This is a genomic window from Caulobacter sp. S45, assembly GCF_903642205.1.
In the GTDB taxonomy this organism is placed as follows: domain Bacteria; phylum Pseudomonadota; class Alphaproteobacteria; order Caulobacterales; family Caulobacteraceae; genus CAHJWH01.
Genome location: NZ_CAHJWH010000205.1, coordinates 1 through 4219 on the forward strand (window position 1 = coordinate 1; position 4219 = coordinate 4219).

The 4219-nt window shown below is 68.8% G+C and carries 4 protein-coding genes and 1 pseudogene; 2 read left to right on the forward strand and 3 right to left on the reverse strand.

Going from position 1 to position 4219, the window contains the following annotated elements; genetic code table 11:
• The first annotated feature begins 86 nt into the window (after positions 1-86).
• Both HUV06_RS14810 and HUV06_RS14815 read left to right on the forward strand, forming a co-directional pair.
• Positions 87-668 (forward strand): hypothetical protein, encoded by a 582-nt coding sequence (locus HUV06_RS14810; RefSeq protein WP_174302018.1) that lies wholly within the window; start codon positions 87-89, stop codon positions 666-668.
• A 15-nt stretch (positions 669-683) separates the two neighbouring features.
• A complete protein-coding gene (locus HUV06_RS14815; RefSeq protein WP_254601173.1) occupies positions 684-1562 on the forward strand; it encodes an isoaspartyl peptidase/L-asparaginase family protein in 879 nt (292 codons plus the stop codon).
• Positions 1563-1569: 7 nt separating this feature from the next.
• On the opposite strand, the gene HUV06_RS14820 is transcribed toward HUV06_RS14815, so the two are convergent.
• From HUV06_RS14820 to HUV06_RS14830, 3 genes and pseudogenes are all read right to left on the reverse strand, one after another.
• The gene (locus tag HUV06_RS14820) at positions 1570-2754 is read right to left on the reverse strand and encodes a glycosyltransferase family 2 protein (protein WP_174302019.1); all 1185 of its coding nucleotides are present in this window, start codon (positions 2752-2754) and stop codon (positions 1570-1572) included.
• A 331-nt stretch (positions 2755-3085) separates the two neighbouring features.
• The gene (pstB, locus tag HUV06_RS14825) at positions 3086-3961 is read right to left on the reverse strand and encodes a phosphate ABC transporter ATP-binding protein PstB (RefSeq protein WP_174302020.1); all 876 of its coding nucleotides are present in this window, start codon (positions 3959-3961) and stop codon (positions 3086-3088) included.
• Positions 3958-4219, reverse strand: a pseudogene (locus HUV06_RS14830) (phosphate ABC transporter, permease protein PstA); the annotation flags it as partial. The pseudogene HUV06_RS14830 and the gene pstB, both read right to left, overlap by 4 nt.

Sequence of the window (4219 nt, forward strand, 5' to 3'; positions counted from 1 at the left end):
TAAGGCGCGTCGCCGCCCTCGGAACAAGGCTCCCTGCTTCCTATTTAAGCGGATGAAGGCCCGCGTCCGGGTCGGAGACCGAACACATGAAGCGCGCCTTGATCGCCGTGGCCGCGGCGGCGCTGGCCCTGTCCGCTTGCGAAACGGCGACTCCCTACCAGCCGATCACGGCGCAGAAGGCCAGCTCCTCGGGCGGGTACAGCGAGCAGCAGATCGAGGCCAACCGCTGGAAGGTCGAGTTCTCCGGCAACTCGCTGACCTCGCGCCAGACGGTGGAGCGTTACCTGCTGTTCCGCTCGGCTCAGCTGTCCCTGGCCCAGGGGTTCGACTGGTTCCAGGCGGTGGACCGCCATACCGAGCGCAAGACCGACTATTACGGCGACTCTGACCCGTTCTTTGGCGGGTGGGGAGGCGGTCCTTCCTGGAGCCTGTACCGTTCAGGCTTCGGATGGGGCTCGGGTTTCGGCGGATATGGTGGGTTCGGCGGCTTCGGATATGGCGACGGGTTCGGCGGAGGCACGTTCGACATCGAGCAGGTGAGCCGGTATCAGGCGAGCGTCGAGGTGCTGATGGGCCACGGGCCCAAGCCGGCCGACAACCCCCATGCCTATGACGCCCGCTCGGTCGTCGAGCACCTTCAGGGGACGATCCAGTACCCCAAGACCTGACGGAGACCTGACCGCGTGGACCAGCGGATCGCTCTTGCGTTGCACGGGGGGGCTGGCGCGCGCCGCCATCGGGATTATGCGCGCGAGATCGCCCACATGCGCGGGCTCGTCGAAGCGGCTCGCGACCGGCTGCGGGAGGGCGCGGCGGCGCTGGAAGTGGTCGTGGCGACCATACAGGCGATGGAAGCCTCAGGCCTGTACGTCGCAGGGCGCGGCGCTTCGCCCAACACCGAGGGGCGTTACGAGCTCGACGCCAGCTTGATGGACGGCGCGACGGGCTTGGCCGGCGCGGTCGCCGCGCTGGAGGGGTTCGAGAGCCCGATCCTGGCTGCGACGGCGGTCATGCAAGCCACACCTCACGTCATGCTGGCGGGCCGGGGCGCGGCGGGCTTCGCCCGATCTCAGGGTCTGGCGGAGATAGCCGACGCGGCGAGCTGGTTCACCCACGCCGGCTTTGACGAGTCCAATCACCCGCCAGGAGGTGCGCTCGCGCACGGCACGGTGGGTTGCGTCGTCCGCGACGCCTGTGGCCGACTGGCGGCCGGCACCTCCACAGGCGGCGTATTCGGCAAGCTGGCGGGCCGGGTAGGCGACACACCCATCCCAGGCGCCGGTGTCTGGGCGGACCGCGCGGTGGCCGTGTCCTGCACCGGGCAGGGCGAGTATTTCATCCGCACGGCCGCGGCCGCACAGGTGGGCCTGCGCCTGCGCCTGACCGGCGAGAGCCTGCCGGGCGCAACCCGCGCGGTGCTGGACGACATCGCGGCGCTGGGCGGCGAGGGGGGGATGATAGCTGTGTCGGCGGCGGGTGAGATCGCCATGCCCTTCGTCTCGGAAGGCATGAAGCGGGCCGCCCTGACTCCAGACGGCCGGATCGAGGCTGAGGCCTTCTGAACGCGGCTCAGGCGGCCTGCACGGCGGGCGACTTCGACGCGGCGACCGGGCCGTCCAGATCCATCGCACCGCTGCGCACCGCCTCCACCATGCGACGCATGCGGCGCAGCTCGCGCCGGAGCCCGCGGCCCGTGACCAGCTGGCGCTTCAGGCGGGGGCTGAGCGCCTGGATTTCGGCCCACATCTCGCCGAAGCAGCGGTGCTCGCAGGCCCGGCGCAGGTCGCGCGGACTGACCCGCAACCGGTCGGCCCAACCGGAGTCGCAGATCGCCTGCGCCCCCCCTGCAGTCCACAGCGCCCGCAGCCGCCTGCGCCAGAGCGCACGTCGGAAGGTCACGATGGTGAGCTCCAGCATCTCGTCGCAGGCATGGTCCGGTTCGCCCCGCAGGCGGATGGCGTCGGACAGGCCGCCTAGCGCTCGCCCATCGGTGCGGGCCGAGGTGACGACCTGGACGTCGAGGCTGTGGCGGATACGTCCGTCGACACGGCGGACCATCTCGAAGAGGGCGCGATCCTCGCCCACGGCGCGGGGCGGCAGGCCGCCAATCCGGCGATAGGTCGCCGCCGTGATCGCCGCCGAGGCGCCGCAGTTCTGGTTGTGGCAGGGCCAGGGATCGTACGGATCGGGATCCACCCGGGCGACCATCTCGGCGCCCAGCTGCTGGAACTCCCACTCCAGGGACCCGCGCTCCAGGATTTCGGGAGGCAGTTCGATCAGCTCCGTGGGGTCGGCCATGACATAGCCGGCCACAGCGTCTGCACCGGCGGCGATCTCGCGCCGGTTGGCGGCGACCCAGTCGGTTTCCACCAGCGTGTCAGCGTCGGTGGTGAGGATCAGGCCATCAGGTGCGACCAGGTCGGCCGCCGCCTCCATGGCCAGGCGCCGCGCCCAGCCGGCGTTCGCGTAGGCGGGGGGCAGGTCCACCTCGCGCAGCTCCAAGCGGAAAGGAAGCTGGTCGGCCAGGGCGTGGATGCGCGCGCGGGTGCAGTCGCGGCAGTTGTTCAGCAGCAGCACGACAGCCAGGTCGCCAAAGTCCACGTCGGTCTGCCCGGCCAAGGCCAGAAGGCAGGACTCGATCCGCGCTTCCTCGTCCTTTACCGGCACCGCCACCACAGCGCTCGGCGTCGCTGCGGCGTGTCGGCCAAGGGTCTCGGCCCGAAGGCTGAAGCTTACGTGGGAGTTGGCCGTCATCTAGTTGCACGCTCTCGTGGCGGTTACGGCGAGGAGGAGTGGCTTGTCTGCGAGGCCGTTCATGGCCGGGCGATGGAGTCCGCCACGGCGCCGCACCCCGGGCCGGACAGAGACCTGCCGTCGTCAAGCTCGTGGATCATCCGACAGGCCCCCTGCACAGAACCTTCCCAGCGGAGGCCGGTCTTCTCCACAAAGAGAGGGTGAGCCTAGGGGCCTTGGGCGTCAGGATCAAGTCGCCTCATCCGCGGACGGGCGTCGCACCTTCCGAACTCAGGTCGCCGTCGCGTCGCGGATGGGGCTTTGGCTTCAGTCGAACGCAGATTGTGGCGGCTCAGCCGAAACGACCGGTGATGTAGTCGGCGGTGCGGGTCGCCTTGGGGTTGTCGAACAGGCGGTGGGTAGGGGCGAACTCGATCAGCCGGCCTAGGTACATGAAGGCGGCGTGGTCGGAGATCCGGGCCGCCTGCTGCAGGTTGTGGGTGACGATGACGATGGTGTAGTCGCGCTTCAGCTCCACCAGGGTCTCCTCCAGCTTGGCCGTGGAGATGGGGTCGAGCGCGGAGGCCGGCTCGTCCAGCAGGATCACCTCGGGCCGCACCGCCACGCCGCGCGCGACGCACAGCCGCTGCTGCTGACCGCCGGAGAGGCCCTGGCCAGAGGTCTTCAGCTTGTCCTTGACCTCTTCCCAAAGCGCCGCACGGCGCAGGCTCTCCTCCACCCGCGCGTCCATCTCCGCCTTGGACAGCTTTTCGTAGAGCTTCACGCCGAAGGCGACGTTGTCGTAGATCGACATGGGAAAGGGGGTCGGCTGCTGGAACACCATGCCGATCTTGGAGCGCAGCTCGGTCAGGTCGACCTTGCGGTCCAGGATGTTGACGCCATCGAGCAGCACCTCGCCCTCCGCCCGCTGGCCGGGATACAGCGCATAGATGCGGTTCAGAGCGCGCAGCAGGGTGGACTTGCCGCATCCGGACGGGCCCATCAGGGCGGTCACCGCGTGACGGGTGAAGGGAATGCTGACCTCATAGAGCGCCTGGTTCTTGCCGTAGAAAAAGCTCAGCTTCTTGGTCTCGAGCTTGATCTTGTCAGCCGCAATCGGCTCGATGAAGCTCTCGAAGGTGAGGTTCGCCGCGTTCTTGCTGGCTGAACTCTGCCCGGCGGGCGCGGCCGGGTTCGGATCGGTGGTGACGGGCTGGACGAAGCTCATGAGCGTTTCTTCTCGGCGGAGAGCGCACGGACGACGATGTTGGCGCCCAGCACCGCCAGCGTGATCAGCAGGGCGCCGACCCAGGCGAGGCGCTGCCAGTCGTCATAGGCGCTGAGCGCATAATTGAAGATGATGGTCGGCAGGTTGGCCATCGGCTTGGTCATGTCGAGGCTGAAGAACTGGTTGTTCAGCGACGTGAAGAGCAGGGGCGCCGTCTCGCCGGAGATGCGGGCGAAGGCCAAGAGGCCCCCGGTGATG